The organism is Tardiphaga sp. 866_E4_N1_4 (assembly GCF_052076075.1).
GTDB classification, from domain to species: Bacteria; Pseudomonadota; Alphaproteobacteria; order Rhizobiales; family Xanthobacteraceae; genus Tardiphaga; species Tardiphaga robiniae.
Window position 1 is genome coordinate 6,303,467 of the sequence record NZ_CP197242.1, and the last position, 26,956, is coordinate 6,330,422.

The following is a 26,956-nucleotide window of genomic DNA, read 5'->3' on the forward strand; positions in this document are numbered from 1 at the left end:
ACCATGACGCTGGCCGAAATCGACAGGATCTTTCGCAACGAGGCGGGTCGCGCGCTGGCGACGCTGATCCGCCTCGTCGGCGATTTCGATTTGGCTGAAGATGCGTTGCAGGATGCCTTCGCGGTTGCGCTTGAAAAATGGCCAACCGCTGAGCCGCCGGCAAACCCGCGTGCGTGGCTTGTTAATGTCGGCCGCAACAAGGCGATCGACCGTGTCAGGCGTCTGGTCTCGTTTCGCGGCAAGCAGCAACAGGTGACGCACGAGCTGTTGCTGAATGCGTGCGCAAATGACGATCGCTGTGATGACGCGGTTCTCGACGACGACATGTTGCGGCTGATTTTCATCTGCTGCCATCCGGCTTTCGCCGTGGAGGTGCAGGTGATGCTGACGCTGCGAACCGTCTGTGGATTGAGCACCGCTCAGGTGGCACGGGCGTTTCTGATCGGCGAAGACGCCATGGCGCAGCGTCTGGTCCGAGCCAAACAGAAGATCCGCATCGCCGGAATTCCCTATGAAGTGCCTGCGCGAGATGCGCTCGAGCAGCGCCTGCGCGGCGTGTTGGCCGTGATCTATCTGGTTTTCACCGAAGGCTACGTTGCCACGTCAGGTGACGATCTGATGCGGCCGGACCTGGCGCGGGAAGCAATCCGGCTGGCTCGTTTGCTTGATGCGCTGCTGCCGCAGCGACGCGAGGTCAAAGGCCTGCTGGCGCTGATGCTGCTGCACGACGCGCGCCGCTCCGGTCGTGCGACGGCGGATGGCGATATCGTGCTGCTGGAAGCGCAGGATCGGTCGCTGTGGGATCACCAACAGATTGTCGAGGGATTGCGGCTGGTCGAGGACGCGTTGCACGCTCCGGGCCGACCCGATGACTACGTAGTGCAAGCCGCGATCGCCGCGCTGCATGCGCAGGCGCCAAGCTATCAAGCCACCGACTGGCCGCAGATCGCCGGACTCTACGAAGTCCTGCTGCGGATCAGGCCATCGCCGGTGATCGAGCTCAACCATGCCGCCGCGGTGGCGATGGTCGATGGTCCGCTGCGTGCCCTGAATCTGGTCGACGCATTGCAGGCGAGGGGCGGACTCGACGGCTACGATCTGTTGCCGGCCGTGCGCGCCGACCTGTTGCGCCGTCTTGGCCGGCGCGATGCCGCCCGCGATGCGTATCATCGGGCCAGTGCGGCCACACAACTTGAGCCACTGCGCCGGCTTTACGCGCGGCGATTGGCTGAGCTGGACGAGATGACCGATCCGGAGATCTAGGCTGACGCTTCGCTGGGCAGGCTGGCGAGCAGGGCCTGCAGCGTGGTCAGCGTCGAGTGATCGACGAGACCATCGACGCGCTCGGGACGGAAATGGCGCTGGAAGGCGGTGACCACTTCCATGGTCGGGGCATTGTACTGGCCATCGGTCTCGATGCCGTAGCCATAGCGCGCCAATGCATGCTGCAGCGCCAGTACGTCGTCGCCTGCAGTGCCGAGTTTCATAGTTTCGCCGCGCACGATCGGCGCCGGCATCACCCAGTGTCCGACGCCCGAATTGGCCAGCGAGTGCCACGGGAATTTTTCGCCGGGATCCTTCTTGCGCGAGGGCGAGACGTCGGAATGGCCGAGCACGCGATGCGGCTGCAGGTCATGACGCAGCATGATGCCGCGGCATAGCGCGGTGACGGCGGCGATCTGCCGGCTCGGAAAATCCGGATAGCCCCAGTCATGACCGCGATTGATGATCTCGATGCCGATCGAGCAGGAATTGATGTCCTCTTCGCCGGCCCAGAAACCGACGCCGGCGTGCCAGGCTCGCTTGGCTTCCGGCACCGTCTGCACGATGCGGCCGTCCTCGAGCACGATGTAATGCGCAGAGACATCGGTGCCCGCGCTGCACAGGCGCGCGATCGCGCCTTCCGGATCGGGCATGCCGGTATAGTGCAGCACGATCATGTCGGGCACGAGGCCCTTGTTACGCTCACCGAAATTCGGCGACGGGATCACGTCGGAAACGACGGATGAATCCGGGGTAAAGGTCGGCATGTCCGCGGCGCCCTTGGGAATCGGGAGGGCGCGTTGACGCTTGGATTCGGATCCAGCGGGTGCGGACGTAGGTGAAGCCATCAGAAAACTCAAATCAGTCACGAGAACAGCGACACATATCGGTTGTGCCGCAGGCGCGTACTATCCTCGACCGGCACCTTGCTATGCAACGACTGCATGACAGTTTTGCCCCATTTTTATCCACTGTGGGCTTAAAGCATCAGCACTACGATGAAACCGGCACTTGCAATTGATCAACTGCTCTCCAACCCATCAACGCTTTCTTAACGCTAAGTGCCGTTACTGAGTGGTGAAGAGCCAACCTGAAAAGGGCGGCCAAAGTTCCATTTTGACGTTCAAATCCCATGGCAATCCCGACAAATCCATGCGGACGTCCGGCCTTTCCCGCGCCAAACGCGGGTGGTGCGTCGAATGGAACCCGCAATCGCGCGGCGACCGGGCTTTTCAGGAGGAAAAGCCAGGCGGCGCGCCGACAGTTGAGGCGACATGGGCCTGTTCGTGTCCAGTTTGATTTTGCGCCTCGATGCGAAGGAACGGAACGCGCTGTCTGCACGCCTCCGGCCGGCGCGCGCATGAGCACGCCCGATACAAGACATATCTCAGTTCTCGGCGTCGAAGCCGTCGACATGCTGAGCCCGCGCGCCGGTGGCATCTATGTCGATGCCACATTCGGCGCAGGCGGCTATTCCCGCGCCATTCTCGCGACCGAGGGAACCCGCGTCATCGGCATTGATCGCGACCGGACCGCCATCGCCGGCGGTTTCGATCTGGTCGACGCGTCCGACGGCCGGCTCACGCTGGTGGAGGATCGCTTCTCCAATCTCGCCGATGTGTGTGCTGCGCAGGGCGAGCCGCTGGTCGATGGCGTCGTGATGGATGTCGGCGTCTCGTCGATGCAGATCGATCAGGCCGAACGCGGCTTCTCGTTCCGTTTCGACGGCCCGCTCGACATGCGCATGAGCCAGCACGGGCCGACCGCGGCCGATGTGGTGGCGAAGGCCTCCGAGGCCGATCTTGCCAATATCATCTATATCTTCGGCGAGGAGCGGCACTCCCGCTCTGTTGCGCGCGCGATCGTCGCGGCGCGCAAGGAAGCTGACATCGAGACGACGAAGCAGCTCGTCGATATCGTGCAGAAAGTCGTGTGGGCCAAGCCCGGCGAAATCCATCCGGCGACGCGGACATTCCAGGCGCTGCGCATCTTCGTCAATGCGGAACTCGACGAACTCCACACCGCGCTCGCCGCCGCCGAGCGCGTGCTGAAGCCGGGCGGCCGGCTGTCGGTGGTCTCGTTCCATTCGCTGGAAGACCGCATCGTCAAGAATTTCATGACCGAGCGCAGCAAGACCGGTGGTGGTTCGCGGCATCTGCCGGAGGTCGCGCAGTCGAAGCCGCGTTTCTCGCTCGTCAACAAGCGTCCGATCATTGCGGGTGATGAAGAGCTCAAGGCCAATCCGCGCGCACGCTCCGCGAAACTGCGCGGCGCCGAACGCACCGATGCGCCGGCGCAGGATGCCGGCCCGTTGCCGGGCTGGCCGACGCTTGCCTCTGTGATGAGGGGAGGCTGACCGTGCGGATCATCCACCTTCTCGTCATCGCCGTTCTCGTCTTCGCCGCCGCCTATGTCTATCGCATCAAGATGGAATCCACGGTGCGCACCGAGAAGGTGCTGCGCCTGCATGCCGATATTCGCGAACAGCGCGATGCGATCGCGTCGCTGCGTGCCGAATGGGCCAAGCTGGATGCGCCGATGCGGCTGCAGGGTCTGGCTGAACGTCATCTCAAGCTGCAGCCGGTGACGGCGCAGCAATTCGACACGATGAAGAATCTGCCGGATCGGCCGCCGAACTTTGCCAAGCCCGGTGAGCCAGATCCGATCGGCGCGATGATCCACACCATCGATCCGGATATCGTGACCGGTTCGCTGCCGGCGCCGGAGGATCCGCAGTGACAGGCCCGCAACTCGACCCGAACAAACCAATCGCCCGGCCGCCGGAGCCCTGGCGCCAGCGTCTGATCCGCAGTCTGCTCTACGGACGCAACGTCGATCGTGCGGCGAAGGCACGCGCGCGCGTCGGTCTTGCGATGATCGCGTTCGGCGGCGTGTACGGCATCATTGCCGTGCGCCTGATCATGTTCGCCGTCAACGGCGACACCCATGCGGAGCGCCGCTCCACGCGTGACGCTATCGCGACCGCACGTCCCGATATCGTCGACCGCAACGGCGCGATCCTGGCGACCGACGTCAAGTCGCCGTCGCTGTTCTCCGAGCCACGCCGCATCATCGACAAGGACGAAGCGGTCGAATTGCTCACTGGCGCATTGCCCGATCTCGACGGCGCCGAAGTGCGCGAGCGGATCATGAGCAAGAAGGGCTTTGCCTGGCTGAAGCGCGAGATCACGCCGCAGCAGCAGCGCGACATTCATCGCCTCGGCATTCCGGGCATCGGCTTCCTGCGCGAGAACAAGCGCGTCTATCCGAGCGGAGCGGCGGTCTCGCATCTGATCGGCCTGACCAATATCGACAATCAGGGCATCGCCGGCATCGAGAAATGGCTCGACAGCAATGGCCTCGCGGATCTGCATCGCGCGGGCTTCGCATCCGACCGTCTGCAGAAGCCGGTCGAGCTCGCCGTCGACCTGCGCGTCGAACATGCGCTGCGTGATGAACTGCTCAAGGCCAAGGCGAAGTACAGCGCCAAGGCGGCGTCGGGTCTGGTGTCGAACGTGAAGACCGGCGAGATCGTCGCCATGGTCTCGCTGCCTGACTTCGATCCGAACAATCCGAAGGAAGCGCACGATCCGGACCGCATCAATCGCCTGACCACCGGCGTCTATGAAATGGGCTCGACCTTCAAGACGCTGACGCTGGCGATGGCGCTCGACAGCGGCAAGGCCAATCTCAATACGATGTATGACGCGCGCTATCCGCTCAGCTACGGCAAGTTCAAGATCCACGACACCCATCCGGTGCCGCGTCCGATCTCGCTCACCGAAGTCTTCACTTTTTCGTCAAACGTCGGTGCTGCGAAGATCGCGCTCGGGCAGGGCGTGGAAGCGCACAAGGCGTTCCTGAAGAAAGTCGGCCAGCTTGATCGCCTGCGCACCGAACTGCCGGAAAGCGCGATGCCGATCGTGCCGAAACGTTGGGGTGAACTGAACACCATCACCATCGCATTCGGTCACGGTATGGCCGTGGCGCCGCTGCAGGCGGTGATGGGCGTCAATGCGATGATCAATGGCGGGTTGCTGATCCCGCCGACCTTCCTGAAGCGCACCGAAGAGGAAGCGCGGGAGATCGGCAAGCGCGTCATCAAGAAAGAGACCAGCGACAAGGTGCGTTACATGATGCGCCTGAATGCCGAGACCGGTTCGGCGCGGCAGGCCGAAGCCAGGGCCAAGGGTTACTATCTCGGTGGCAAGACCGGTACGGCCGAGAAGGTCGTCAACGGCCGCTATTCCAAGAAGCAGGTGCTGAATTCCTTTACCGCCGTGCTGCCGATGGACAATCCGCAATTCCAGGTTCTGGTGATGCTGGACGAGCCGAAGGCGCTGCCGGAAACCCATGGTTTCATCACCTCGGGCTGGAATGCGGTGCCGACGGGGGGCAATGTGATCGCCCGTATCGCGCCGCTTTTGGGGCTTGAGCCGCGCTTCGATCTGGCGCCGTCCGACCGCCTTATTCTTGCGACATCCAAGGTGACTCAGTAACGCCGCATCTGCGCTTTACAGCCGGTGCAAAATGCGGTTTGCGTGGCGTTGCGGAACCCGATGTGTCACTCGATCTGGCCTGCCCGGAGCAGCATGAAACTACGCGATTTGTTCAACCCTGATGCCGTGATGGAGCAGTCCGCAAGGGACGTCACCGTCACCGGACTGGCTGTGGACAGCCGCGCAGTGAAGCCGGGCGATCTGTTCTTCGCACTCGCCGGTGCGAAGACCGACGGTTCGCGTTTCATCGCACAGGCACTGGCGTCAGGTGCCGTCGCCGTCGCCGGTGCCCACAAGCCCGACGATCTGTCCGTACCCTTCGTGCGCACGCCCAATCCGCGCCTTGCGCTGGCTCTGGCGGCGTCGAAATTCTATCCGCGTCAGCCAGCGGTCATTGCCGCCGTCACGGGGACATCGGGCAAGACCTCGGTCGCATCCTTTGCGCGCGAGATCTGGGACCGCCTCGGATATGCCTCCGCAAGCATCGGCACCATCGGTCTCGTCTCGCCGAAGCGCATCGTCTATGGCTCGCTGACCACGCCGGATCCGATCTCGCTGCATAAGCAGATCGACGAGATCACCGGCGAGGGCGTGACGCATCTCGCGCTCGAAGCATCGTCGCACGGGCTTGATCAATTCAGGCTCGATGGCGTGCGGGTCTCTGCCGCCGGCTTCACCAATCTGTCGCGCGATCACATGGACTACCATCCGGACGTCGCGCACTATCTCAGTGCCAAGCTGCGGTTGTTCCTCAATCTGGTCGTGGACGGTGGCGTCGCCGTGATCGCGGCCGATCACGAACATTCGCCGCAGGTGATCCATGCCGCACAGTCGCGCCACCTGCGCCTGATGAAAGTCGGTCGCAAAGGCGACGGCGTGGGTGAGGGTATTCGCCTTGTGGACGCCACCGTCGAAGGCTTCGCGCAGAAACTCATGCTCGAGCATCGCGGCAAGACATACGCGATCAGGCTGCCACTGGTTGGCGAATTCCAGATCGAGAACGCGCTTGTTGCGGCCGGTCTTGTGATCGGTACCGGCGGTGATGTCGATGCGACCTTCGCCGCGCTCGAACATCTCCAAGGCGCGAAGGGGCGTCTCGAGCAGGTCGGTGTGCACAACGGCGCGCCGGTGTTCGTCGATTACGCGCACAAGCCTGATGCGCTCGCGAAAGCACTGCAGGCGCTGCGTCCCTATGCCAAGCGCAAGCTCGTCGTGGTGTTCGGCGCTGGCGGCGACCGCGACGCCGGCAAGCGGCCGCTGATGGGTGAGATTGCCAGTGAAAATGCCGACAGCGTGATCGTTACCGACGACAATCCGCGCAGCGAAGATCCAGCAACGATCCGCGCGGCAATCATGGCGGCTGCGAAGGGCGCCATTGAAATCAGTGATCGCGCCGAAGCCATTCGCGTGGCTGTCGAAGGTCTGCAGCCCGGCGATGCCCTGCTGATCGCCGGCAAGGGCCACGAGACCGGACAGATCGTTGGTACCCGCACGCTACCTTTCAGCGATCACGAGGCCGCCGCAGCGGCGCTTGCCAAGAGGAATGCATGAGCGAGTTTCTTTGGACATCGGCCGCGATGGTCGAGGCAATGCGCACCACGACACAAGGCGCGCTGCCGGAAGGCATCGCCGGCATCTCCATCGATACCCGCACCATCAAGCCGGGCGAGGCTTATTTCGCGATCAAGGGCGACGTGCATGACGGCCACGCCTTCGTCGAAGCCGCGCTGAAAGCCGGTGCTGGTCTCGCCGTCGTCGAAGCGGCGCAGCGCGACAAGTTTCCCGCCGATGCGCGCCTGCTGGTGGTCGACGACGTGCTCGCAGCGCTCGTCGAACTCGGCATCGCGTCGCGTGCACGTCTGAAGGCGCCGATCATTGCGATCACCGGCTCCGTCGGCAAGACCTCGACCAAGGAAGCGCTACGCCGTGTGCTGGAAGCGCAGGGCAAGACACATGCCTCGGTCGCCTCGTTCAACAATCACTGGGGCGTGCCGTTGACGCTGGCGCGCTGTCCGGCCGATGTACGTTTCGCGATCTTCGAGATCGGCATGAACCATGCCGGCGAAATCAAGACGCTGGTGAAGATGGTCCGGCCGCATTACGCCGTCATCACCACCGTCGAACCGGTGCATCTGGAATTCTTCGCCGGTGTCGAAGCGATCGCGGATGCGAAAGCCGAAATCTTTTCGGGGCTTGAACCCGATGGCGTCGCGATTCTCAACCGCGACAACGCGCAGTTCGCGCGGCTGCAGAAGAGCGCCAAGAAGGCAGGTGTCTCGCGCATCGTCTCGTTCGGCGCCGACCAGAAGGCTGAGGCACGGCTGCTCGACGTTTCATTGCATCCGACCTGTTCAGCGGTGCATGCCAACATTCTCGGCCATGATGTGACCTACAAGCTCGGCATGCCCGGCCGCCACATGGCGATGAATTCGCTGGCGGTGCTGGCGGCAGCCGAATTGATGGGCGCCGATCTCGTTCATGCCGCGCTGACGCTGTCGCAGGTCGTGCCCGCTGTGGGCCGCGGCGCTCGCCATGTGCTCGAAGTGCCAGGCGGCGAGGCGACGCTGATTGATGAGAGCTACAATGCCAATCCGGCTTCGATGGCGGCCGCCATCAACGTGCTGGGCGCTGCGGCTGTCGGGCCAAAGGGCCGTCGCATTGCGGTGCTCGGCGACATGCTCGAACTAGGCGCCGATGGCGCGAAACTTCATGCCGGGCTGCTGGATGCGGTGCAGTCCAACGGCATCGATCTGGTATTTTGCTGTGGTCCCCTGATGCGCAACCTTTGGGACGCCCTTTCCACGGGCAAGCGGGGCGGCTATGCCGGGGATGCGGCGGCGCTCGAATCGCAGGTGCTGGCCGCGATCCGCGCCGGTGACGCCATCATGGTCAAGGGCTCGCTCGGCTCGAAGATGAAACCGATTGTCTCCGCGCTCGAAAAGCGCTTTCCCGGCAACGCCGCGCTCGACGACGCCGCGGTATAGGGCGGACTGAATGTTCTACTGGCTGATCGACTTCGCGGGCACCGTGCCGGTGTTCAACGTGTTCCGCTACATCACCTTCCGCACCGGCGGCGCGGTGGTCACCGGCGCACTGTTCGTGTTCCTGTTCGGACCCTGGATCATCGACAATCTGCGTCTGCGCCAGGGCAAAGGTCAGCCGATCCGCACCGACGGGCCGCAATCGCATCTGGTCAAGGTGGGCACGCCGACCATGGGCGGGCTGATGATCCTGTCCGGCCTCGTAGTCTCCACGCTGCTCTGGGCCAATCCGCGCAATCCCTATGTTTGGATCGTGCTGGCGGTTACCCTCGGCTTCGGCTTCGTCGGTTTCTACGACGACTATCTCAAAGTGACCAAGCAGAGCCACAAGGGCTTTGCCGGTCGCACGCGGTTGCTGATCGAATTCATCATCGCGGGTGCCGCCTGTTTCGCCTTCGTCAAGCTCGGCCGCGATCCACTGTCCTCCTCGCTGGTGATCCCGTTCCTCAAGGACGTGATCGTGAATTTCGGCTGGTTCTTCGTGCTGTTCGGCGCCTTCATCGTCGTTGGCGCTGGAAATGCCGTGAACCTCACCGACGGTCTCGACGGTCTCGCCATCGTGCCTGTCATGATCGCATCGGCCTCGTTCGGCATGATCGCCTATCTCGCCGGCAACGCGGTGTTCTCCGACTACCTGCAGATCAACTATGTCGCCGGCACCGGTGAACTCGCTGTGCTCTGCGGCGCGGTGCTCGGGGCAGGGCTTGGCTTCCTCTGGTTCAACGCGCCGCCGGCCTCGATTTTCATGGGCGATACCGGCTCGCTGGCGCTGGGCGGTATGCTCGGCTCCATCGCGGTGGCCGTGAAGCACGAGATCGTGCTCGCGGTGATCGGCGGCCTGTTCGTGCTGGAGGCCGTCTCGGTGATCGTGCAGGTCACGTCGTTCAAACTCACCGGCAAGCGCGTCTTTCGTATGGCGCCGATCCATCATCACTTCGAGCAGAAGGGCTGGACCGAGCCGCAGATCGTCATCCGCTTCTGGATCATCTCGGTGATGCTGGCGCTGGTCGGCCTCTCCACGCTGAAGCTGCGGTGAGAGCGTGATCCCGGTCACCTCATTCGCCGGCAAGACCGTCGCCGTGTTCGGCCTCGGTGGCTCCGGCCTCGCATCCTGCCACGCGCTGCAGGCGGGCGGCGCCGAAGTCATCGCCTGCGACGACAGCATCGACAGGATGGTTCAGGCCACGCAGGCAGGTTTCATCACCGCCGATCTGCGCACGGTCGCGTGGGGCGCCTTCGCCGCCCTGATCCTGACGCCCGGTGTGCCGTTGACGCATCCGGCGCCGCATTGGACAGTCGTCGCTGCGAAAGGAGCAGGCGTCGAGGTCATCGGCGACATCGAACTGTTCTGCCGCGAGCGCAAGTTGCATGCGCCTGATGCGCCTTTCGTTGCCATTACCGGCACCAATGGCAAATCGACGACGACGGCGCTCGTCGCGCATCTGATGCGCGAGGCCGGTTTCGATACGCAGATGGGCGGCAATATCGGCACCGCGATCCTGTCGCTGGAGCCGCCGCGCGCCGGCCGCGTCCATGTGATCGAGATGTCGTCCTATCAGATCGATCTGACGCCCTCACTCGATCCTTCCGTCGGCATCTTGCTCAACGTCACGCCCGATCACATCGATCGTCACGGCACGCTGGCGCATTACGCCGCGGTGAAGGAACGCCTCGTCGCCGGCGTACAGACGAGCGGCACGGCGATCATCGGCGTCGACGACGACTGGTGCAGCAAGGCAGCCGATCGGGTCGAGCAATCCGGCAAGCGCGTGGTGCGCGTCTCCGTCGAACATCCGCTGGCCGATGGCCTCACCATCCGTGGCAGCACCATCGTGCGCAATGCCGGCGGCGCGCAGAGCGATGTGGTCGATATCGCTGGTATCGGCTCGTTGCGCGGCCTGCACAACGCGCAGAATGCAGCATGTGCCTCGGCGGCAGCACTGGCGCTGGGCGTCAGTTCAGCCGTACTGCAAAAAGGCCTGCGCAGCTTTCCCGGCCTCGCGCATCGCATGGAGCAGGTCGGGCGCCAAGGCACGACGTTGTTCGTCAACGACTCCAAGGGCACCAATGCGGACGCTGCGGCGAAAGCGCTGTCGTCCTTCAACGACATTTTCTGGATCGCCGGCGGCAAGCAGAAGGAGGGCGGCATCACCTCGCTAGCCGAATTCTTCCCGCGCATCCGTGGCGCTTATCTGATCGGCGAAGCCGCCAACGATTTCGCGCAGACGCTGGACGGCAAGGTGCCCTACGAGATCAGCGTCAGTCTCGACGTCGCCGTGGCCAATGCCGCGCGCGATGCCGCGGAAGCGGGGCTGGCGGAGCCGGTCGTGCTGCTGTCGCCTGCCTGTGCGTCGTTCGACCAGTTCCGCAATTTCGAAATCCGCGGCGATCGGTTCCGCGAACTGGTGCTGGCGCTGGATGGGGTGAGGGCGGTTTAAGGCGTGATCTTCACGATCCAGTATCAGCCGACGTGTTGTGGCTCAGTCGAGGGAATATCACGCGGCTGTTAGGAGCCAACAGTCGATGTCATTTGATCGCACCGTGCAGGGGGCGTTGATGATTGAGCCATCGGATGATCGCAAGGACACGTCGCCGCTGATCGCTGAGATCGCCGAATTTATTCGGCATCATGCGACGGGCTCGATCCTCCGCGTCGGCATCGATGGCGTGGACGGTGTAGGAAAGACGGTCTTCGCTAACATGCTCGCGCGTGTAATCGGCACGCTCGGACGGCCCGTTATCCGCGCCTCCGTGGACAGCTTTCACAACACGCGAGAGATCCGATACCGGCAGGGGAAAACCTCTCCACATGGCTTTTACGCGGACTCCTACAATTATGTTGAGTTGCGGAAAGTACTGCTCGATCCTCTCGGACCCGCCGGCTCGCGCGTCTATTGCCCTGCCATCTTCGATCACACCGTGAACGCCCCGGTCACCGCTTGCTGGTGGATTGCCAATCCCGATGCTGTCCTCGTCTTCGATGGCATTTTTCTGCACCGCCGGGAACTCAGGGACGTCTGGGACCTGTCGATTTTTCTGGATGCGCCATTCGCCATCACCATCCCGCGCGGCGCCGGTCGCGGCCCCGGATACGGATCGGCTGATGTGGATGCCGTGTCCAACCGGCGCTATATCGAAGGCCAGCGCCTGTATCTGCAAGAGAACGACCCGCAAAACCGCGCGAATCTCGTCATCGACTATTCCGATTTCACGCACCCTGCAGTCACAGCCCGCCGCTGGCCGCCCTGAATGGGGCCAAATTTTCACAATCCATTAACCGTCTGGCAACCACGATGGCCCATCGATAGGAGTTCATCGACCCGCAGGACGCGCTTATGATCTCTCGCGAACAACGCACCCCGCTCAGCGAATGGTGGTGGACCGTGGACCGCCTGCTGCTGGCGGCGATCATCGCGCTGATGCTGGCCGGGGTGATCCTGTCGCTGGCCGCCTCGCCGCCGGTGGCGACGCGCATCGGGCTCGATCCGTTCCACTTTTTCAACCGGCATATCCTGTTTCTGGTGCCGTCGATTATCGTACTAATCGGCGTGTCCTTCATGACGCCGCGGCAGATCCGCCGCTCAGCGCTGGTGGTGTTTGCGATCTCCATCGTGCTGATCCTGGCGACCTTGCTGATCGGACCGGAGGTGAAAGGCGCCAAGCGCTGGATCACCATTCTCGGCATCAACATTCAGGCGTCGGAATCCGCCAAGCCGGCTTTCGTCGTGATCGCTGCCTGGCTATTCTCGGAATCCGCGCGCAAGCCTGAGATGCCCGCGACGTCGATGGCCATCGTTTTGCTGATGATGCTGGTGTCGCTGCTGGTGATGCAGCCTGACTTCGGCCAGACCATGCTGATCCTGATGGCGTGGGGTTCGCTGTTCTTCATCGCCGGCATGCGCATGGTCTGGGTGTTCGGCCTCGGCGCCACCGCGGCAGGCGGGCTATTGATGGCTTACTTCCTGGTGCCGCACGTCGCCGGCCGTATCAAACGCTTCATGGATCCGGCCTCGGGCGACACGTTCCAGGTCGATACCGCGATGGAGGCCTTCTCGAATGGCGGTTGGTTTGGTCTCGGGCCGGGCGAGGGCATCGCCAAGCGCAGCCTGCCGGACAGCCACACCGACTTCGTCTTCGCCGTCGGCGCCGAGGAGTTCGGCATCCTGTTGTGTCTCGCGGTGCTCAGCCTGTTCGCTTTCATCGTGATCCGCGCGATGTCGCGCGCCTATGCCACCGAAGATCTGTTCTCGCGCTTCGCTGCCTCGGGCCTCGCCATTCTGTTCGGTGTGCAGGCGGCGATCAACATGGCGGTGAATTTGCACCTCATTCCCGCCAAGGGCATGACGCTGCCCTTCATCTCCTATGGTGGTTCGTCGATGATCTCGCTGGCTTACAGCGTTGGCATGCTGCTCGCTTTGACGCGGATGCGCCCGCGCACCGAAGTCGAGGCGATCGACGCCCACGTCGCGCGCACTTACGCGTGATGAGCACCGCGCCCCTCATCCTGCTTGCGGCGGGCGGCACCGGCGGACATCTGTTTCCGGCGGAAGCCCTCGGCGTCGCGCTGATGAAGCGCGGGCTGCGCGTCCGGCTCGTCACCGATGCGCGGGCGCTGAAATATAGCGGACTGTTTTCGCGCGAGATGATCGACGTGGTGCCGAGCGAGACGGTACGCTCTCGCAATCCCCTCTCGCTGGCACGCACCGCGATCATGCTCGCTGCTGGCACCGCGATGGCGCTGGACCTGATGCGCAGCCTGAAGCCAGCGGCGGTGATCGGCTTCGGTGGCTATCCGACTGTGCCGCCGCTGTTTGCTGCGCGTCTGTTCGGCATTCCCACCCTCATTCACGATTCCAATGCGGTGATGGGCCGCGCCAACCGCATGCTGTCCGGCAAGGTCAGCGCCATCGCCACATCGCTGCCCGGCGTGCTCGACCGCGATCCCGAATTGTCCAAGAAGACCACGACCACAGGCACGCCGATGCGCCCGGCGATCCTCGCCGCCGCCGCCGTCCCCTATGCCGCGCCGGATCTCACCGGGCCATTCCGCTTGCTCGTTGTCGGCGGCAGCCAGGGCGCGCGCATCATGGCTGATATCGTGCCGCCGGCGATCGAACGTCTCGAGCCCGCGCTGTGGAATCGACTCATCCTCACACAACAGGTGCGCGACGAAGACATGAGCCGCGTGCGTGCGGTCTATGACAAGCTCAAGATCAAAGCCGAACTCGCGCCGTTCTTCAGCGATCTCCCCGCGCGTCTCGCATCGAGCCAACTTGTGATCTCGCGCTCCGGTGCGGGCACCGTCGCCGAACTTGGCGCCATCGGCCGTCCGTCCATTCTGGTGCCGCTGCCGGGTGCGCTCGATCAGGATCAGTTCGCCAATGCCGGTGTGCTTGCCGATGCCGGCGGCGCACTCCGCATCACGCAGAGCGACTTTACGCCGGATCGTCTGGCGGCTGAAATCTCGGCGCTGGCCGGCGAGCCGGCGCGGTTGACCGCGATGGCCGCAGGCGCACGCAAGGTCGGCAAGCTCGATGCAGCAGAGCGGCTGGCGGATCTGGTCGCCAAGGTCGCGAAGATTTAGGTCATCGGTTCTGCTACACGTCGTCCCTGCGCGGTTCACCGGGGGGGACGATGAGCGGAGAGTATCTTTCAAATATTCCGATGACGCACCGCGAAATAGCGCAGACTGCGCTCAGGGCGACCGTCGGTTCTGCAACCATCGATTCCATCAGGCCGATTCCGGGTGGCGTCTCGGGCGCGCTCGTCTATCGCGTGGATGCCGGCGGCAGATGCTACGTGTTGCGGATGGAGGGCCTTGCCAGTCCGCTGCGCAATCCGCACCAATATACGTCGATGCGCATCGCTGCACAGGCAGGGATCGCGCTGCGGCTCTATCATGTGGACGAGGTCGCCCGTGTGGCGGTGATGGACTTCATCGTCGAGCAACCATTGAACACCTATCCCGGCGGCCCTCACGCTTTGGCGCAGGCGCTGGGAGACATGCTGCGGCGCCTGCAGGCGACGCCAAGGTTCGGACGCTTCGTCGAATATCCCGAGATCGTCGCCCGGCTGTGGGCCCATGGCTGCCGCACAAATCTGTTTGCGCCTGGTGTGCTCGATGCCCACACGCAGCGTCTGGCAGACCTCCGCAACGCCTTTACGTGGAATAGCGACGAGGCGGTTTCCAGCCACAATGATATCCTGCCGCGCAATCTTCTGTTCGACGGCGAGCGTCTGTGGCTGGTCGATTGGGAGTCGGCCTATTGCAACGATCCCGTCGTCGACATGGCGACCATGCTCGATAATTTTGCACCGTCACCTGAACTCGAAGAGGTGCTTTTGCAGGCATGGCTTGGTCACCCGCCTGATCGCAGTCTGCGCGATCGACTCGAACTGATGCGCGCGCTCACCCGTCTGTTTTATGCGGGCGTCCAGTTCAGCGCGGTTGCGACCGCGTCGCGTTCGGTGCCGGACACGGACCTCTCGGCACCTACACTGGCGGAATTGCGGCAAGCCTTACGCGACGGGCGGCTGGCGCCCGACGCGTTGGAGACCAGGCATCTGCTTGGGAAGATGTATCTCTCTGCATTTTTCACAGGCGAGAAACCGCCGGGGCTGCCTCCGCCGATCAGCGCCTTTCAAGTAATGGGCGTAGCGGACGCATGACGAGGAGGTGCTGAAGCGCTACAGCCTCACGGTCTCCACCAGATAATCCAGAAATGCCCGCACCCGTGCCGGCAATTGTCCGCCATGACCGACGAATACGGCGTGGATCGGCTCGATGTCGCCGGGGTTGAACGCTTCGAGCACCGGCACCAGCCGCCCGGCTTTGATATCGGCCTCGACGTGAAAACGCGCCAGTCGCGCGAGGCCCATGCCGGCCACGGCAAGGTGCTGCATCGCTTCGCCGTCGCTGACGAGGGCATTGCCGGACGGCATCACGGCGATTGTCTCGCCGCCGATCTTGAACGGCCAGCCGTTTTCCCACTTGGCGAAGCCGAAGCGCAGCAGATTATGGTCAGCGAGATTATCCGGCGTCTTGGGTGCGCCGCGCTCTTTGAGATAGTCCGGCGCGGCAACCACCACCATCCGGCTCTCGCCGAGTTTGCGCGCCAACAGTCGTGACTCGCGCATCAAACCAACGCGAATGGCGACATCGGCGCGCTCTTCCAGGAGATCCACCACGAGATCCGTCAGAACGACCTCGACCTTGATGTCCGGATAGCGCTTCGCGAAATCCGGCAGCAGCGGCAGCAGGAGACGCAGGCCGAAGGGCACGCTGGTATTGACGCGCAGCAGGCCGCTCGGTGTGGCGCCGATGGCGGCCTCGCGTTCGGCCGCGCTGATCTCGTCGAGAATGCGTAGTGCGCGCTCGTAGAAAGCACTGCCTTCGGGGGTCAGTTGCAGCTTGCGCGTCGAGCGGTTGATCAGCCGCACGCCGAGCCGTGCTTCCAGCCGCGCCACCAGTTTGCTGACGGCAGAGGGGGTCATCCGGAAGGCCCGCGCCGCGGTCGAAAAACCGCCGAGCTCGACCACGCGGGTGAACACTTCCATCTCGCCGGAGCGGTTGACGTCCAGTCGTGACATCTGGTCTCAATCTATTGGGTGAATTCAATTCACAAATATTGTGCCTATGCCACGTCTATCTCATCAATGTCAGGAGGTCCACATCTCCCGTCATCGGGCAATTGGCCCGCTTCACCCACGGGACACGGTCATGCCTCTCGCACTCTACGCGCTCACCGCCGGCGCCTTCGGAATCGGCGTCACAGAATTCGTCATCATGGGTCTCCTGATCGAGGTCGGCGGCGACCTCGGCGTGTCGATCCCGGCTGCGGGGCTGCTGATCTCTGGCTACGCGCTGGGTGTCGTGCTCGGCGCCCCGATCATGACCATCGCCACCAGTCGCTGGCCGCGCAAGACGGTGCTGCTGGTGCTGATGGGCATCTTTACGCTCGGCAATCTCGCTTGCGCCCTGGCGCCGGATTACTGGAGCCTGATGGCGGCACGCGTGCTCACGGCTTTCGCGCATGGCACCTTCTTCGGCGTCGGCTCGGTGGTGGCGACCACGCTGGTGGCGCCGGACAAAAAGGCCTCGGCCATCGCCATCATGTTCACCGGTCTGACCGTGGCGAATATTCTCGGCGTGCCATTCGGTACCTGGCTGGGGCAGGGGTTTGGCTGGCGCGCGACCTTCTTCTCCGTGACTGCCGTTGGCGTCGCCGCCTTCGCGATCATCGCGCTGTTCGTGCCGCAAGATAAGGAAAAGCCGGCGCCCTCGAATCTGAAACAGGATCTCGCGGTGCTCGCGCGTCCGCAGGTGCTGCTTGGCCTGCTCACTACGGTGCTGAGCTGGATTGGTGTGTTCGCGCTGTTCACCTACATCGCGCCGATCCTGACCCGGCTGGCAGGCTTTTCAGAGACTGCGGTGTCGCCGATCCTGCTGGTGTTCGGTGGCGGGCTGGTGGTCGGCAATCTGGTCGGCGGACGGCTCGCCGACCGCTGGCTGCTGCCGACGGTGCTGGGCAGCCTCGCTGCGCTGGCGGTGGTGTTGTTCCTGATGACCTTCGCCGTTCACAGCCAGATCGCCGTGGTGGCATTCGTGGCGCTGCTCGGCGCCGTGGGCTTCGCCACCGTGCCGCCGTTGCAGATGTGGGTGCTGGAAAAGGCCCATGGCGCTGGCCAGAGCCTCGCCTCGAGCTTCAACATCGCGGCATTCAATCTCGGCAATGCCATCGGTGCCTGGCTCGGCGGCGCGGTCATTGATCACGGAGGGCTTGCCTCGGTGCCGTGGGTCGCGGCCCTGGCTCCGTTGGCAGCGCTCGCTGTGGCACTTTGCGCAATCCGCTTCGACCGGGGGCGGGCTGTGGTTCCCGCGGCGGCAGAGTAAGGCACAGCAGCAGCGAAGATGGCGGATTCGCCTGATCCGCAAGCCAAATTTCCGTCTTTTTCGTCATGGCCGGGCTTGTCCCGGCCATCCACGTCTGTTTGAAGGAGTCATCAGTTAGAACAAGCCTTGGATGCCCGGACGTCCAGCGAAGCTCGCTTCGCGCTGCCCGGACATGATGGAACATAGAGACGCCCCATGAGACTGCCGCGCGAAATCGGACCCATTCACTTTGTCGGTATCGGCGGCATCGGCATGAGCGGCATTGCCGAGGTGCTGTGCAATCTCGGCTACACCGTGCAGGGCTCGGACGCCTCCGAGAGCGCCAACGTCAACCGTCTGCGTGAAAAAGGCATCACCATCCATGTCGGTCACAAGGCCGATAACGTGTCGGGCGCCGACGTGCTCGTGGTCTCCACGGCGATCAAGCGCGACAATCCGGAACTGATGGCCGCGCGCGCCCAGCGGATTCCCGTCGTCCGCCGCGCCGAGATGCTCGCCGAATTGATGCGCCTCAAGTCCTGCGTCGCCATTGCCGGTACCCATGGCAAGACCACGACGACATCGATGGTCGCCGCATTGCTCGATGCCGGCGAACTCGATCCCACCGTCATCAATGGTGGGATCATCAATGCCTATGGCACCAATGCGCGCCTTGGCGCGGGCGAGTGGATGGTCGTCGAAGCCGACGAGAGCGACGGCACCTTCCTGAAGCTCCCGGCCGATGTCGCCATCGTCACCAATGTCGATCCCGAACATCTCGATCACTTCAAGACCTTCGATGCCGTACAGGATGCGTTCCGCCACTTTGTCGAGAACGTGCCGTTCTACGGCTTCGCCGTGATGTGCATCGATCACCCCGTCGTGCAGAGCATCGTCGGCAAGATCGAGGATCGCCGCATCATCACTTACGGACAGAACCCGCAGGCCGATGCGCGGCTGGTCGATTTGAAACCTGCCAATGGCGGCTCAAGCTTCAAGGTCGCGTTCCGCGATCGCAAGGCCGGCACATCGCATGAGATCGACAATCTCCTCCTGCCGATGCCAGGCCGTCACAACGCGCTGAATGCCACGGCGGCGATTGCCGTCGCGCATGAACTCGGCATGTCCGATGAGGCGATCCGCAAGGCCATCGCCGGCTTCGGCGGCGTCAAGCGCCGCTTCACCAAGACCGGCGAGTGGAACGGCGTCACGATCATCGACGACTACGGCCATCACCCCGTCGAGATTTCCGCCGTGCTGCGCGCCGCGCGTGAAAGCACTGCGGGCAAGGTGATCGCCGTGGTGCAGCCGCATCGCTACACGCGCCTGCAGTCGCTGTTCGAGGAATTCTGCACCTGCTTCAACGACGCCGACACCGTGATCGTCGCCGACGTTTATCCCGCCGGCGAAGCACCGATCGAGGGCATCGACCGCGACAATTTCGTGCTCGGCCTGCGCGCCCACGGCCATCGCGAGGTGATCCCGCTGCAGGAATCTGCGGCGCTTGCGGGTCTTGTCGCGGGTGTTGCGAAGTCGGGCGATACGGTCGTGTGTCTGGGTGCAGGCAATATCACGCAATGGGCTTATGCATTGCCGGGCGAATTGAAGGCGCTGGGGTGAGCGTGACCGGCTTCCCCGACATCACCCCCGATCTCAAATCCGCGATGCCCGATTTGCGCGGGCGGTTGCTTGCAAATGAATCCCTGGCGCCACTGACATGGTTTCGTGTCGGCGGTCCGGCGCAGGTGTTGTTCACGCCAGCCGATGAAGACGATCTCGCTTACTTCCTGTCGAAGCTGCCCAGCGACATTCCCGTCAGCGTCGTCGGCGTCGGCTCCAATCTCATCGTGCGCGATGGCGGGCTCAACGGCGTTGTCATTCGCCTGAGCCCGCGCGGCTTCGGCGCGACATCGGCCGAAGGCGATATCGTTAGTGCCGGCACGGCTGCGCTCGACAAGCGCGTGGCGGAGACGGCGGCGTCCGCGAATATCGGCGGGCTGGAATTCTACTTCGGTATTCCCGGTTCCATCGGCGGCGCGCTGCGCATGAATGCCGGCGCCAATGGCGACGAGACCAAGGATGTACTGATCGAGGCCACCGGCATCGGCCGCGATGGCACGAAACATGTTTTCGACAATGCCGGCATGGCGTTCGTCTATCGCAATTCCGGCGTCGATCCATCGATCATTTTCACGTCAGCGAAATTCCGCGGAGCTGTGACGGAGCCCTCAGCCATTCGCGCGCGGATGGACGAGGTGCAGGCGCATCGCGAGACGGCGCAGCCAATCCGTGAGAAGACCGGTGGCTCCACCTTCAAGAATCCGCCGGGGCACTCGGCCTGGAAGCTGGTCGATGCCGCGGGTTGCCGAGGGCTGCGCGTCGGCGGCGCGCAGGTGTCGGAGATGCACTGCAATTTCCTGATCAACACCGGCGATGCCACGGCCACCGATATCGAAACGCTCGGCGAGACAGTGCGCGCGCGCGTTCTGGCGCAGTCGGGCATCGACCTGCACTGGGAAATCAAGCGGATCGGCGTCGCGCCGTAGTACTATTTGTCTGATACATTTCCTTGACGCGAACCGGCACCGCTTCGCTCGGAAACGTTTTGGCTGCTATTTCGGCGGTGGCGGTAGTGCCGACGCCGGTCCGGCCTCGCTGATGCTCAGCAGATTCTCCAGTGGCGCAGGGGCGACGCGGAAGGCGCCGTCGAACGGATGCTCCTGCAGCGCGATAATGCCGAGCGCGACGATGGCGCCGCTGGCGAACACCGTGAGCGCCGCGAGCATGGCCCGCGGACGTTCCAGATGCACCAGCGCCAGCGCCAGTTGCGTGATCAGCCCGAGCAGCAGGACCGACGTCCATTTCAGATCATTGGTGTGATCGGTCGACAGGCTGAGCCGGTCGTTGCGCGCGGTCCCGGCGCGGATCGAGGCGCCCATCAGCGCTCCATGCACCGTGTTGCTGGCGTCGCGCGTGATGGCGGGATCGCTGATTTCGCGCAGCAGGCTGTCATAGGCCACATCGGTGCGCGGCGACTTCAGGCCGAGAAGCATTGCCGGCCATTCCTCCGTCACTTCCGATGTCACATAGGCCTTCAGCGCGGCGCGTATGTTGGACATGTCGGTCACCGATGCCACGCTCAGCGTATGGATGTTGCGCAGTTCGCCGGCCTCGATCTGAACGGCGCGGACGGCCTGGCGGTTGCGGTCGCCGACGTCGCTGGCAAGGAAGCCCGTGAGCAGGCCGAACAGGATGGCCACCGAGGAAAAGAAAGGCGCGACGATGCCGTGGATGGACCGCAGCCGCATCGACAGCAGCCGGCTGGAGGTCAGCCCCACGAGGATCAGTGCGACACCATAATAGATGGTGCCCAGCGTCGCGAAGATGCCGAAGGTAGAGAGTTCGAGCCAGGCTCTGATCATCAGGTCGCTTCCATGTCACCGCGGGGCGGGCTCGCAAAACCGCCCCCGACAAGGCATTATATGACTCGGCTAGCGTGATGCTATTGCCTTGTCGGCAAAGGCGCGATTCGCGGATGGGTTCGGAGACGACACGATGACTGAGCAGGCGAGACCTCAGCGGATCACCATCATGTTTGGTGGCCTGAACAAGGAGCGTCTGGTGTCAGTGGCCTCCGCACAGGCCCTGCACAGTGCGTTGCCCGATGCGGATCTGTGGTTCTGGGATGCCGACGACCGCGTCTACGAGACGTCGGGCACGGCGCTGCTCTCCCATGATCGTCCGTTCGAGGATCCGTTCAAGCCAGGTGGCAAGAGCATCGGCGTGCTGACGCAGGCGCTCGACAAGGCCCAAGCCGAGAACCGTGTGCTGGTGCTCGGCATGCATGGCGGCGCTGCGGAAAATGGCGAGCTGCAGGTCATGTGCGAAATGCGCGGCATCCCGTTCACCGGTGCCGGCTCAGCATCATCCAATCTGTCTTTCGACAAAGTCGGCGCAAAGCGCTTCGCAGCGATCGCAGGCGTGCCCATCGCGGCGGGTGTCGCATTGAACGACATGGAAGCCGCGCTCGCCGACTACGGCAAGCTGATCGCAAAGCCCGCACGTGACGGATCGAGCTACGGCCTGATGTTCGTCAATGCGAAGCAGGATCTCGTTGCTGTGCGCAATGCGGCCAAGACCGAGGACTATGTGATTGAGCCGTTCGTCGCTGGTGTAGAAGCGACCTGCGCCGTGCTGGAGCAGGCCGACGGCTCGCTGATCGCATTGCCGCCGATCGAGATCATTCCGGCCGATGGCGGTTTCGATTACGAGGCGAAGTATCTCGCCAAATCGACGCAAGAGATCTGCCCGGGCCGCTTCACGCCGGAGGTTTCAGCTGCAATCATGGATTTCGCGGTCAAGGCGCACCGGGCGATGTCCTGCCGCGGCTATTCGCGGTCGGACTTCATCGTGTCGGCCAAAGGCCCAGTCTATCTCGAGACCAACACGCTCCCGGGCCTGACCAAAGCTTCGCTCTATCCCAAGGCGCTGAACGCCCAGGGGATCAGTTTCGTGGATTTTTTGAACGGCCAGATCGAGCTCGCGGTGAAACGGGCAGGCGGGTAGGCGGCCTGCCATCTCGCTCCGTCATGGCCGGGCTTGTCCCGGCCGTCCACGCCTTACTTCGCTGCGAAGACGTGGATGCCCGGCACAAGGCCGGGCATGACGGAGTTTGATCGCTGGCCATCGCAACACCCGATCACCCGCGTTAATTCCGGCAACCCGGTGATGCCGGCCACGAAGCCGCCGCAGTTCCCTCGGGCGCGTCGGCCACACCTCGGCTAAAGTCTTCCACAGCCGCATCAAATCGCGCTCTGCGCCCATCCCCTTTACACTTTGTTTACCAGGAAGGCCGAAGGTTAACGCTGGCGGCGCGTGTGCGCTTGGCTGCCGAGGCGTGAGCTTTGCGGGGATTCCGTGACGACGCGTATCGATGGAAAACCGGCCTTTTGCAAAGGCTTGAATCCATCCCGGCAGGACCGAGACGTCACTCGCGCCTCAAGTCCCGCGCCAATGCGGACGTAACCTGTGACGAGCTCGTGGTATGGATGGTGGAGGACGCCTCTCTCGGTCGGTGCGACCCTTGAGGCCCCAAGCTGATCTTAAAATGGCTGCCCTTGGGGCAGGCATTCTGCTGCGTGAGCAGCTGAGCCCGCTCGGCCGCTTCTGGGCCCGTTTTCGTGCCGCCAAGCCTGCCGTCCGCGAACAGAGCTCCAATCGCTTCATCGCGATGCTCGAGCGCCATGTGCCACGCCGCGTCGGCATTGCGGCCACCGTGCTGATGCTGACGGGCAGCGTCGCGCTCGGCGTGGTCAAGGGCAATCACGTCGACGAAATGGTCGAGGCCTTCAGCGATGCGCGCAATGCTGCGGCCAATGCCGCCGGCTTCCGCATTGCCTCCGTCATTCTCAACGGCCGCAAGCAGCTGACCCAGGACGAGATCCTGGCCATCGGCGGCGTCAATGGTCGCTCCTCGCTGTTCTTCCTCGATGCCGCGGCTGTCCGCGACAAGCTCAAGGCCAATCCGTGGATCGCCGACGCCAATGTGCTGAAGCTGTATCCGAACCGTCTGCAGATCGATGTCACCGAGCGCACGGCCTTTGCGCTGTGGCAGGAGGACGGCCGTCTCTCGGTGATCGCCGATGACGGTGCCGTTCTCGAAAACTACGTCTCGCGCCGCTTCATGTCGCTGCCGCTGGTGGTGGGCAAGGGCGCCGACAGCAACGCCAGGGATTTCCTCGCGCTGCTCGATCGCTACCCGCAGGTCCGCTCGGTCACCAAGGCCGCGATCTTTGTCGGCGAGCGCCGCTGGAATCTCCGCCTGAAGGATGGCCTCGACATCCGCCTCCCGGAAATCGACGTCGGCAACGCGCTGGCCATGCTCAGCAAGCTCGACAAGGAAGATCGCCTGTTCTCGCGCGACATCGTCGCCATTGATATGCGGCTGTCGGATCGGCTGACCGTGCGGCTGTCGGAAGACGCCGCGAAGGCGCGCGAAGATCTGTTCAAGGCACAAGACAAGTCCAAGAAGAAGGCTGGCGCGGCATGACCGGTCTCGATCGCAACCAGGCGCCGAAAACGCGTCAGATGGCGGCCAACCGCACCGCGCTGGTGGCGTCGCTGGACGTCGGCACCAGCAAGATCGCGTGCATGATCGCGCGTCTGCGGCCATCCGCGCCGAACGAAGCCCTGCGCGGCCGCAGCCATGCGGTTGAACTGATCGGCTACAGCCAGATCCAGTCGCGCGGCGTCAAGTCCGGCGCGATCGTCGATATGGGCGAGGCCGAGCAGGCCGTCCGGCAGGCGGTGGCGCTGGCCGAACGTATGGCCAAGGTTCGCGTCGAATCCGTTTTGCTGTCGGTCTCGGCCGGTCGCCTGCAGGGCCAACTGATTGAAGCGTCAGCCGATATCAAGGGCGGCGCCGTCACGGCCTCCGATATAGCACGCGTCACCTCGACCGGCATGCGCCACGCGACGCCGCCGGGCCGCACGGTGCTCCACGCATTGCCGGTCGGCTATTCACTCGATGGCGTGAAGGGCATTCGCGATCCCAAGGGCATGGTCGCCTCGCAGTTCGGCGTCGATATGAATGTCGTCACTGCGGACGCGACGGTCGCGCGTAACCTGATGCTGGTCGTCGAGCGCTGCCATCTCAATGTCGAAGCCATGGCTGCGGCGCCTTATGTTGCAGGTTTGTCGGTGCTGACCGACGACGAGACCGATCTCGGTGCTGCCGTCGTCGAGATGGGCGCAGGTACGACAACCATCGCGACCTATTCCGGCGGACGCTTCGTGCACGCCTCGGGATTTGCGGTCGGCGGGCAACACATCACCATGGATCTTGCGCGCGGACTCGGTGCTTGCATCGCGGATGCCGAGCGAATCAAGACGTTATATGGCACGGTGCTGACGGGTGGCTCCGATGCGCGCGAACTCATGAACGTGCCGACGGCTGGTGATAACGATCGCGATTTTCCGCAGGTCGTATCCCGCGCCACGATCGCGAACATCGTACGTCAGCGTGCCGAGGAGATTTTTGAAATGGTCAGGGACCGGCTGGCGGATTCGCCCTTCGCTGCAGAACCGCGCGCACGCGTGGTGCTGTCGGGCGGCGCGTCGCAGCTCACGGGCCTTGCCGAACTCGGCAGTCAGATTCTCGGACGGTCCGTTCGCATTGCACGACCACTCGGCTTCGGCCGGCTGCCCAATGAAGCCAAGAGCGCTTCGTTCGCGGTGCCGTCGGGCCTCCTGGTCTATCCGCAATTCGCTCATCTTGAACATGTCGAACCGCGGCATACGCGGCAGCTCAAGACAGGGACCAGTGACGGTTATTTCGGAAAGGTCGGACGATGGCTTCGAGAGGGCTTCTGATGAAATTTTTCCGGCCAGTGTTTTTTCCATCTCCGACGCCATCGGCCACCGGCCAATGGCATGACCACACAACGCGCGCGTAATCGAGAGGCAACCTCATGACCATCAATCTCAACGTTCCTGATATCAGCGAGCTGAAGCCCCGCATTACCGTGTTCGGTGTCGGTGGCGCTGGCGGCAACGCCGTCAACAACATGATCACCGCCGGTCTGCAGGGCGTCGATTTCGTCGTCGCCAACACCGATGCGCAGGCGCTGACCATGTCGAAGGCCCAGCGCATCGTGCAGATGGGCACGCAGGTCACCCAGGGCCTCGGCGCCGGTTCGCAGCCCGACGTTGGCGCTGCCGCCGCGCAGGAAGTCATCGACGAAATCCGTGATCACCTGACCGGCGCCAACATGGTGTTCGTCACTGCCGGCATGGGCGGCGGCACCGGCACCGGTGCAGCGCCCGTCATCGCCAAGACCGCGCGCGACATGGGCATCCTCACCGTCGGCGTGATCACCAAGCCGTTCCACTTCGAAGGCCAGCGCCGCATGCGCACGGCCGAAGCCGGCATTGCCGAGCTGCACAAGGTGGTCGACACGCTGCTGATCATCCCGAACCAGAACCTGTTCCGGGTCGCCAACGAGAAGACCACTTTCGCCGACGCCTTCGCGATGGCCGACCAGGTGCTCTACTCGGGCGTTGCCTGCATCACCGACCTGATGGTCAAGGAAGGCCTCATCAACCTCGACTTCGCCGACGTGCGCGCAGTCATGAAGGAGATGGGCAAGGCGATGATGGGCACCGGCGAAGCCACCGGTGAGAAGCGCGCGCTGACCGCAGCAGAAGCTGCGATCGCCAACCCGCTGATCGACGATAGCTCGATGAAGGGTGCCCGCGGCCTGCTGATCTCGATCACCGGCGGCAAGGATCTGACCCTGTTCGAAGTCGACGAAGCTGCGACCCGCATTCGCGAAGAAGTCGATGCCGACGCCAACATCATTGTCGGCGCCACCTTCGACGAGAGCCTCGACGGCGTGATCCGCGTGTCGGTCGTCGCCACCGGCATCGAGCAGGCCATGCTGGCCCGCAATTCCTCGGCTCCGGTCACCACCGTGACCTCGGCCGTTGCTGCTCCTGCCGGCAACGGCGCTCCGGATGCCCGCCTGGCCGATCTGACCGCGCGTCTTCGCGCGGACAACCAGCGTCTCGCTGCCGCAGCGGCTGCCAAGTCTGCCGGCGCTCCGGCGCCCGCTGCCGCGCCCCGCGCCCCGGCGACCAGCCATGAGCGTGCCGCGCTCGCCGCCATCGCCGCTGCCGTGGCTCCGGAAGCCGCTGCGCCGCAGCAGTATGGCGACGTGATGGTACGTCCGATCGCGCAGAAGCCCTCGCTGTTCCCGGAAGCGCCGCGTCAGGAAGCCCCTGTCGAAGCGCCGATCCCCGAACAGTTCATTCCGCCATCGGCCGAACGTGCTCCGCTGCGCGCTCCGCGGATGCCGAAATTCGAAGAACTGCCGATGCCGGCCCAGAACGAGATCCGTCAGGCACGTGGCGAATCGGAAGAGGAACCGCAGAAGGCTCGCCTGTCGCTGCTGCAGCGTCTGGCCAATGTCGGTCTCGGCCGCCGCGACGAGGAAACGGAAGCGCCGGTCTCCGGTCGTCCGTCGGCCCCGCCGATGGCTCCGATGCCGCCGCTGCCCGAGCGTAAGCCACAGCGCAGCGTCGCTCAGCAGATGGGCAACGAGCCGCCGGTGTCCGAATACGCCCGCCGTCCGGCTCCGCAGGGTCTTGATTCTCATGGCCGCCCGGCACCTGTTGCGCCGGCGCCACAGGGCGACGATCATCTGGATATCCCGGCCTTCCTGCGCCGCCAGACCAGCTGACATTTGTTACAATCGTGTCGACGACAGAAGCCCCGGCTGGAT

At 63.8% G+C, this 26,956-nt stretch carries 22 protein-coding genes; 19 read left to right on the forward strand and 3 right to left on the reverse strand.

Features of this window, described 5'->3' with window-relative positions; translation table 11 throughout:
• The first annotated feature begins 3 nt into the window (after positions 1 to 3).
• Positions 4 to 1,263: an RNA polymerase sigma factor gene (locus AB8B20_RS30290; RefSeq protein WP_439070809.1), complete on the forward strand. Its 1,260-nt coding sequence runs from the start codon at positions 4 to 6 to the stop codon at positions 1,261 to 1,263.
• Here the strand turns inward: AB8B20_RS30290 and AB8B20_RS30295 are convergent.
• Complete coding sequence (locus tag AB8B20_RS30295) at positions 1,260 to 2,111, reverse strand: N-acetylmuramoyl-L-alanine amidase (RefSeq protein ID WP_439070810.1); 852 nt, start codon at positions 2,109 to 2,111, stop codon at positions 1,260 to 1,262. The genes AB8B20_RS30290 and AB8B20_RS30295 overlap by 4 nt on opposite strands.
• Before the next feature lie 512 nt (positions 2,112 to 2,623).
• Here AB8B20_RS30295 and rsmH point away from each other — a divergent pair.
• The 11 genes from rsmH to AB8B20_RS30350 all read left to right on the forward strand — a co-directional run bounded on the left by rsmH (position 2,624) and on the right by AB8B20_RS30350 (position 15,472).
• Positions 2,624 to 3,619, forward strand: coding sequence for a 16S rRNA (cytosine(1402)-N(4))-methyltransferase RsmH (gene rsmH, locus AB8B20_RS30300; protein ID WP_439070811.1), 996 nt, complete (start codon positions 2,624 to 2,626; stop codon positions 3,617 to 3,619).
• Positions 3,620 to 3,621: 2 nt separating this feature from the next.
• Complete coding sequence (gene ftsL / locus AB8B20_RS30305) at positions 3,622 to 4,002, forward strand: cell division protein FtsL (protein WP_089267351.1); 381 nt, start codon at positions 3,622 to 3,624, stop codon at positions 4,000 to 4,002.
• Entirely contained in the window at positions 3,999 to 5,762 is a 1,764-nt protein-coding gene (locus AB8B20_RS30310; RefSeq protein WP_439070812.1) for a peptidoglycan D,D-transpeptidase FtsI family protein, read from the forward strand. The genes ftsL and AB8B20_RS30310 overlap by 4 nt, the downstream gene beginning before the upstream one ends.
• A 93-nt stretch (positions 5,763 to 5,855) precedes the next feature.
• On the forward strand, positions 5,856 to 7,313 hold the full coding sequence (locus AB8B20_RS30315) for a UDP-N-acetylmuramoyl-L-alanyl-D-glutamate--2,6-diaminopimelate ligase (RefSeq protein ID WP_439070813.1): 1,458 nt from the start codon (positions 5,856 to 5,858) through the stop codon (positions 7,311 to 7,313).
• Positions 7,310 to 8,746 carry a UDP-N-acetylmuramoylalanyl-D-glutamyl-2,6-diaminopimelate--D-alanyl-D-alanine ligase gene (locus AB8B20_RS30320; RefSeq protein ID WP_439070814.1) on the forward strand — a complete coding sequence of 479 codons (1,437 nt, stop codon included), beginning with the start codon at positions 7,310 to 7,312 and terminating at the stop codon, positions 8,744 to 8,746. Before AB8B20_RS30315 ends, AB8B20_RS30320 begins: the two co-directional genes overlap by 4 nt.
• A gap of 10 nt (positions 8,747 to 8,756) precedes the next feature.
• Positions 8,757 to 9,839, forward strand: coding sequence for a phospho-N-acetylmuramoyl-pentapeptide-transferase (gene mraY, locus AB8B20_RS30325; protein WP_068732324.1), 1,083 nt, complete (start codon positions 8,757 to 8,759; stop codon positions 9,837 to 9,839).
• A gap of 4 nt (positions 9,840 to 9,843) precedes the next feature.
• Entirely contained in the window at positions 9,844 to 11,241 is a 1,398-nt protein-coding gene (gene murD, locus AB8B20_RS30330) for a UDP-N-acetylmuramoyl-L-alanine--D-glutamate ligase (protein WP_439070815.1), read from the forward strand.
• Positions 11,242 to 11,326: 85 nt separating this feature from the next.
• Positions 11,327 to 12,052, forward strand: a complete 726-nt coding sequence (locus AB8B20_RS30335) for a uridine kinase (protein WP_439070816.1) — start codon at positions 11,327 to 11,329, stop codon at positions 12,050 to 12,052.
• 86 nt (positions 12,053 to 12,138) lie between these two features.
• Positions 12,139 to 13,287 carry a putative lipid II flippase FtsW gene (gene ftsW / locus AB8B20_RS30340; protein ID WP_089267347.1) on the forward strand — a complete coding sequence of 383 codons (1,149 nt, stop codon included), beginning with the start codon at positions 12,139 to 12,141 and terminating at the stop codon, positions 13,285 to 13,287.
• On the forward strand, positions 13,284 to 14,387 hold the full coding sequence (gene murG / locus AB8B20_RS30345) for an undecaprenyldiphospho-muramoylpentapeptide beta-N-acetylglucosaminyltransferase (RefSeq protein WP_439070817.1): 1,104 nt from the start codon (positions 13,284 to 13,286) through the stop codon (positions 14,385 to 14,387). The genes ftsW and murG overlap by 4 nt, the downstream gene beginning before the upstream one ends.
• 80 nt (positions 14,388 to 14,467) lie before the next feature.
• Entirely contained in the window at positions 14,468 to 15,472 is a 1,005-nt protein-coding gene (locus tag AB8B20_RS30350) for a phosphotransferase (RefSeq protein ID WP_439070818.1), read from the forward strand.
• An 18-nt stretch (positions 15,473 to 15,490) separates the two neighbouring features.
• On the opposite strand, the gene AB8B20_RS30355 is transcribed toward AB8B20_RS30350, so the two are convergent.
• On the reverse strand, positions 15,491 to 16,393 hold the full coding sequence (locus AB8B20_RS30355) for a LysR family transcriptional regulator (RefSeq protein ID WP_184514693.1): 903 nt from the start codon (positions 16,391 to 16,393) through the stop codon (positions 15,491 to 15,493).
• A gap of 130 nt (positions 16,394 to 16,523) precedes the next feature.
• Here AB8B20_RS30355 and AB8B20_RS30360 point away from each other — a divergent pair, with 130 nt between their 5' ends.
• The 3 genes from AB8B20_RS30360 to murB all read left to right on the forward strand — a co-directional run bounded on the left by AB8B20_RS30360 (position 16,524) and on the right by murB (position 20,221).
• On the forward strand, positions 16,524 to 17,696 hold the full coding sequence (locus AB8B20_RS30360) for an MFS transporter (protein ID WP_439070819.1): 1,173 nt from the start codon (positions 16,524 to 16,526) through the stop codon (positions 17,694 to 17,696).
• A 195-nt stretch (positions 17,697 to 17,891) separates the two neighbouring features.
• A complete protein-coding gene (murC, locus tag AB8B20_RS30365; protein ID WP_120289046.1) occupies positions 17,892 to 19,295 on the forward strand; it encodes a UDP-N-acetylmuramate--L-alanine ligase in 1,404 nt (467 codons plus the stop codon).
• 44 nt (positions 19,296 to 19,339) lie between these two features.
• Positions 19,340 to 20,221, forward strand: coding sequence for a UDP-N-acetylmuramate dehydrogenase (gene murB / locus AB8B20_RS30370; RefSeq protein WP_439072981.1), 882 nt, complete (start codon positions 19,340 to 19,342; stop codon positions 20,219 to 20,221).
• 66 nt (positions 20,222 to 20,287) lie between these two features.
• On the opposite strand, the gene AB8B20_RS30375 is transcribed toward murB, so the two are convergent.
• The gene (locus tag AB8B20_RS30375; RefSeq protein WP_175367176.1) at positions 20,288 to 21,097 is read right to left on the reverse strand and encodes a bestrophin-like domain; all 810 of its coding nucleotides are present in this window, start codon (positions 21,095 to 21,097) and stop codon (positions 20,288 to 20,290) included.
• Between the two features lie 133 nt (positions 21,098 to 21,230).
• On the opposite strand from AB8B20_RS30375, the gene AB8B20_RS30380 reads away from it, so the two are divergent.
• The 4 genes from AB8B20_RS30380 (at position 21,231) to ftsZ (ending at position 26,914) form a co-directional block, all read left to right on the forward strand.
• Positions 21,231 to 22,241 carry a D-alanine--D-alanine ligase family protein gene (locus AB8B20_RS30380; RefSeq protein WP_439070820.1) on the forward strand — a complete coding sequence of 337 codons (1,011 nt, stop codon included), beginning with the start codon at positions 21,231 to 21,233 and terminating at the stop codon, positions 22,239 to 22,241.
• Between the two features lie 478 nt (positions 22,242 to 22,719).
• The gene (locus tag AB8B20_RS30385) at positions 22,720 to 23,724 is read left to right on the forward strand and encodes a cell division protein FtsQ/DivIB (protein WP_439070821.1); all 1,005 of its coding nucleotides are present in this window, start codon (positions 22,720 to 22,722) and stop codon (positions 23,722 to 23,724) included.
• Complete coding sequence (gene ftsA, locus AB8B20_RS30390; RefSeq protein ID WP_068734085.1) at positions 23,721 to 25,046, forward strand: cell division protein FtsA; 1,326 nt, start codon at positions 23,721 to 23,723, stop codon at positions 25,044 to 25,046. The genes AB8B20_RS30385 and ftsA overlap by 4 nt, the downstream gene beginning before the upstream one ends.
• 98 nt (positions 25,047 to 25,144) lie before the next feature.
• Positions 25,145 to 26,914, forward strand: a complete 1,770-nt coding sequence (gene ftsZ, locus AB8B20_RS30395; RefSeq protein WP_068734083.1) for a cell division protein FtsZ — start codon at positions 25,145 to 25,147, stop codon at positions 26,912 to 26,914.
• Positions 26,915 to 26,956: the final 42 nt, after the last annotated feature.

What these genes read in the sequence shown, in the direction of transcription:
- AB8B20_RS30290 (WP_439070809.1), top strand. Translation starts at nt 4, where the DNA reads ATGACGCTGGCCGAAATCGACAGGATCTTTCGCAACGAGGCGGGTCGC.
- AB8B20_RS30295 (WP_439070810.1), bottom strand. Translation starts at nt 2,111, where the DNA reads ATGGCTTCACCTACGTCCGCACCCGCTGGATCCGAATCCAAGCGTCAA.
- rsmH (WP_439070811.1), top strand. Translation starts at nt 2,624, where the DNA reads ATGAGCACGCCCGATACAAGACATATCTCAGTTCTCGGCGTCGAAGCC.
- AB8B20_RS30315 (WP_439070813.1), top strand. Translation starts at nt 5,856, where the DNA reads ATGAAACTACGCGATTTGTTCAACCCTGATGCCGTGATGGAGCAGTCC.
- AB8B20_RS30320 (WP_439070814.1), top strand. Translation starts at nt 7,310, where the DNA reads ATGAGCGAGTTTCTTTGGACATCGGCCGCGATGGTCGAGGCAATGCGC.
- mraY (WP_068732324.1), top strand. Translation starts at nt 8,757, where the DNA reads ATGTTCTACTGGCTGATCGACTTCGCGGGCACCGTGCCGGTGTTCAAC.
- AB8B20_RS30335 (WP_439070816.1), top strand. Translation starts at nt 11,327, where the DNA reads ATGTCATTTGATCGCACCGTGCAGGGGGCGTTGATGATTGAGCCATCG.
- ftsW (WP_089267347.1), top strand. Translation starts at nt 12,139, where the DNA reads ATGATCTCTCGCGAACAACGCACCCCGCTCAGCGAATGGTGGTGGACC.
- AB8B20_RS30350 (WP_439070818.1), top strand. Translation starts at nt 14,468, where the DNA reads ATGACGCACCGCGAAATAGCGCAGACTGCGCTCAGGGCGACCGTCGGT.
- AB8B20_RS30355 (WP_184514693.1), bottom strand. Translation starts at nt 16,393, where the DNA reads ATGTCACGACTGGACGTCAACCGCTCCGGCGAGATGGAAGTGTTCACC.
- AB8B20_RS30360 (WP_439070819.1), top strand. Translation starts at nt 16,524, where the DNA reads ATGCCTCTCGCACTCTACGCGCTCACCGCCGGCGCCTTCGGAATCGGC.
- murC (WP_120289046.1), top strand. Translation starts at nt 17,892, where the DNA reads ATGAGACTGCCGCGCGAAATCGGACCCATTCACTTTGTCGGTATCGGC.
- murB (WP_439072981.1), top strand. Translation starts at nt 19,340, where the DNA reads ATGCCCGATTTGCGCGGGCGGTTGCTTGCAAATGAATCCCTGGCGCCA.
- AB8B20_RS30375 (WP_175367176.1), bottom strand. Translation starts at nt 21,097, where the DNA reads ATGATCAGAGCCTGGCTCGAACTCTCTACCTTCGGCATCTTCGCGACG.
- AB8B20_RS30380 (WP_439070820.1), top strand. Translation starts at nt 21,231, where the DNA reads ATGACTGAGCAGGCGAGACCTCAGCGGATCACCATCATGTTTGGTGGC.
- AB8B20_RS30385 (WP_439070821.1), top strand. Translation starts at nt 22,720, where the DNA reads ATGGATGGTGGAGGACGCCTCTCTCGGTCGGTGCGACCCTTGAGGCCC.
- ftsA (WP_068734085.1), top strand. Translation starts at nt 23,721, where the DNA reads ATGACCGGTCTCGATCGCAACCAGGCGCCGAAAACGCGTCAGATGGCG.
- ftsZ (WP_068734083.1), top strand. Translation starts at nt 25,145, where the DNA reads ATGACCATCAATCTCAACGTTCCTGATATCAGCGAGCTGAAGCCCCGC.